This is a genomic window from Streptosporangium saharense, assembly GCF_014203715.1.
Lineage (GTDB): Bacteria > Actinomycetota > Actinomycetes > Streptosporangiales > Streptosporangiaceae > Streptosporangium > Streptosporangium saharense.
Window position 1 is genome coordinate 547,974 of the sequence record NZ_JACHJP010000005.1, and the last position, 1,872, is coordinate 549,845.

Annotated in this window: 4 protein-coding genes; 1 reads left to right on the forward strand and 3 read right to left on the reverse strand. The window is 65.1% G+C overall.

The window, feature by feature from the left end:
- The first annotated feature begins 92 nt into the window (after nucleotides 1-92).
- On the forward strand, nucleotides 93-512 hold the full coding sequence (locus FHS44_RS25605) for a PH domain-containing protein (protein ID WP_184718908.1): 420 nt from the start codon (nucleotides 93-95) through the stop codon (nucleotides 510-512).
- Nucleotides 513-526: 14 nt separating this feature from the next.
- Here FHS44_RS25605 and FHS44_RS25610 read toward each other — a convergent pair whose 3' ends face one another.
- The 3 genes from FHS44_RS25610 to FHS44_RS40250 all read right to left on the reverse strand — a co-directional run.
- On the reverse strand, nucleotides 527-751 hold the full coding sequence (locus tag FHS44_RS25610) for a hypothetical protein (RefSeq protein WP_184718910.1): 225 nt from the start codon (nucleotides 749-751) through the stop codon (nucleotides 527-529).
- A gap of 53 nt (nucleotides 752-804) precedes the next feature.
- A complete protein-coding gene (locus tag FHS44_RS25615; RefSeq protein WP_184718912.1) occupies nucleotides 805-1,209 on the reverse strand; it encodes a hypothetical protein in 405 nt (134 codons plus the stop codon).
- Between the two features lie 354 nt (nucleotides 1,210-1,563).
- Nucleotides 1,564-1,872: hypothetical protein (locus FHS44_RS40250; RefSeq protein ID WP_221461241.1), on the reverse strand; the 309-nt coding region annotated here is incomplete at its 5' end.

The window sequence follows — 1,872 nt, forward strand, 5'->3', positions numbered from 1 at the left end:
ACGAGACGAAGGCCCTGATCTCCTAGAGATCAGGGCCTTTCGCTTTTGTTCCGGACACGAAGCCGAACGGTTAGCGTGCAGGTGTGACTGACATGTCAGGACCGATTCTGCGCTGGCGGGTGCGCAGGGAACTCCTCGTCGTCAAGGCCGTCATGGCGCTCGCGTTCGCGGTGCTGGCCGTACTCAACCTGGACGACCCGCGCGGAGCGATCCTGGCGGGCGCCGCGGCCCTGGTCGCCGCCATCCTCGCCCTGCGCGACCTCCTGGCCCCGGTACGGCTCAGCGCCGACGGGGAGGGACTCGTCCTGGTGCGTGGCTTCTCGGGCTCCCGGCGGGTGCCGTGGAGCGAGGTCGAGCGGATACGCGTGGACAGCCGGACACGCTTCACCTCCCGTACGGAGTACTTGGAGATCGACACCGGGGAGGAGATCTTCCTCCTCAGCAGGTTCGACCTCGGAGTCCCGTGCGGGGAGGTGGCGGACGAACTGCGCGCGTTCAGGACCGGCTTCTAGCCAGGTCCTTCAGGTCAGGCCTTGACCCTGCGGTGTCGCGCCCTGTGCCGGGGGCGGGGACGGAGAAGCAGGAACGCCTTGTGCAGTGACCAGCCGATGAGGAAGGCCCCGAAGACGCACTGCCCGAGACTCGTCCACATCGGCCCTTCGGCCACCGCGAACACCACTACACCGATCCACAGGACGCCGAAGACCCCCACGAGGGTCGTCGCACCCCAATCCAGCCCCCGCTGCCACATGCCTGAAGTCTTACAGATCTTGGTTCAAGCCCAGGTCAATGACTCGGAACGCCTCATCTGGGGAAACTGCGACTCGTGCCGGCACACCTGCGGACGCGCGGCCCACTTCCGGTCGTGACCGGCGTAGGGGACTGTTCGAGCCGGGCCAGCAGCGTGGTCGCGGTACGGACGTCCAGCAGGATCTGGTCCACCTCGACCTCGGTGGCGGGGAGCTGGCCCTGCCGGGCGAGCTCTTCTGTGATGAAGGAAAGCGGGTTCGCGCTCCCGGCCGCCTCTGCGGCGGCCGCCGCGCGGGCGGCGGTGAGAAGACGCAGATGCTGGGCGCGGAGCATGGCCTCGCGTGCCTGCGCGTCCTCGAGATCGCTCAACAGGGACCTGGCGACCCTGAGCAGGTCACCGGGATGATCGGCTTCCGCGTCGATGTGCGCGCGGATGTCGTCGAACTCTGAACGGGTCATGGTGCTCACCTCCACGGTGGAGTCAGAATCCTGACCCTCGTGCCAACTTCGTATCGGGGGGCGATTGCGAACGGCTTGATAAGCGCTTGCGCGGTCGTCTCCCTACGAACGTTTGGGACGCGCAGGTGCTGGGGATGGTTGGCAAGTTGTCTCTGGGACCCGTGGGGCCTGGTAATGTTCTTCTCGCAGAGCGGCGAGCCGCAGAGGCCGAAGAGCTTCGAAGACAGCGACCCGCTCGGTACCCCAACTCCTTGCTTCGGCGGATGTCTGTCCGAATCGTCCACGGGCGATTGGACAGGGGCTGGATGTCAGAGTAAGTTGGAAGGGTTGCTCCGGAGGCGGGGCGGCGAGATCCTAGCGGGTCTGGTGGGTTGGTGTCGAGGGGCCGCGAATGCGGCGGTTTGACACGGACCGGCCGGAAATGGTAGGGTGGAGATGCGGAAGTTGCGCCCCTGAGGCGCTCAACCGGATGGTTGAGTGGCCGACGGTGTACGCGTCCGTTTCTTGAGAACTCAACAGTGTGCTAAAAGCCAGTGCATGAAGCACAAACCCGTCCCACACACCTGTCGGTGTGGGGATGGATTCCTTTGGTTGATACACCTCCTCGATGTGTTCGAGGTGGGTGCTTTCAGCCGGGGTTGACTCGAAAAGCATTGTTTGGAG

Bases quoted from the DNA above. Each gene is read 5' to 3' on its own strand.
- FHS44_RS25615 (WP_184718912.1), bottom strand. From the start codon at position 1,209: ATGACCCGTTCAGAGTTCGACGACATCCGCGCGCACATCGACGCGGAA.
- FHS44_RS25610 (WP_184718910.1), bottom strand. From the start codon at position 751: ATGTGGCAGCGGGGGCTGGATTGGGGTGCGACGACCCTCGTGGGGGTC.
- FHS44_RS25605 (WP_184718908.1), top strand. From the start codon at position 93: ATGTCAGGACCGATTCTGCGCTGGCGGGTGCGCAGGGAACTCCTCGTC.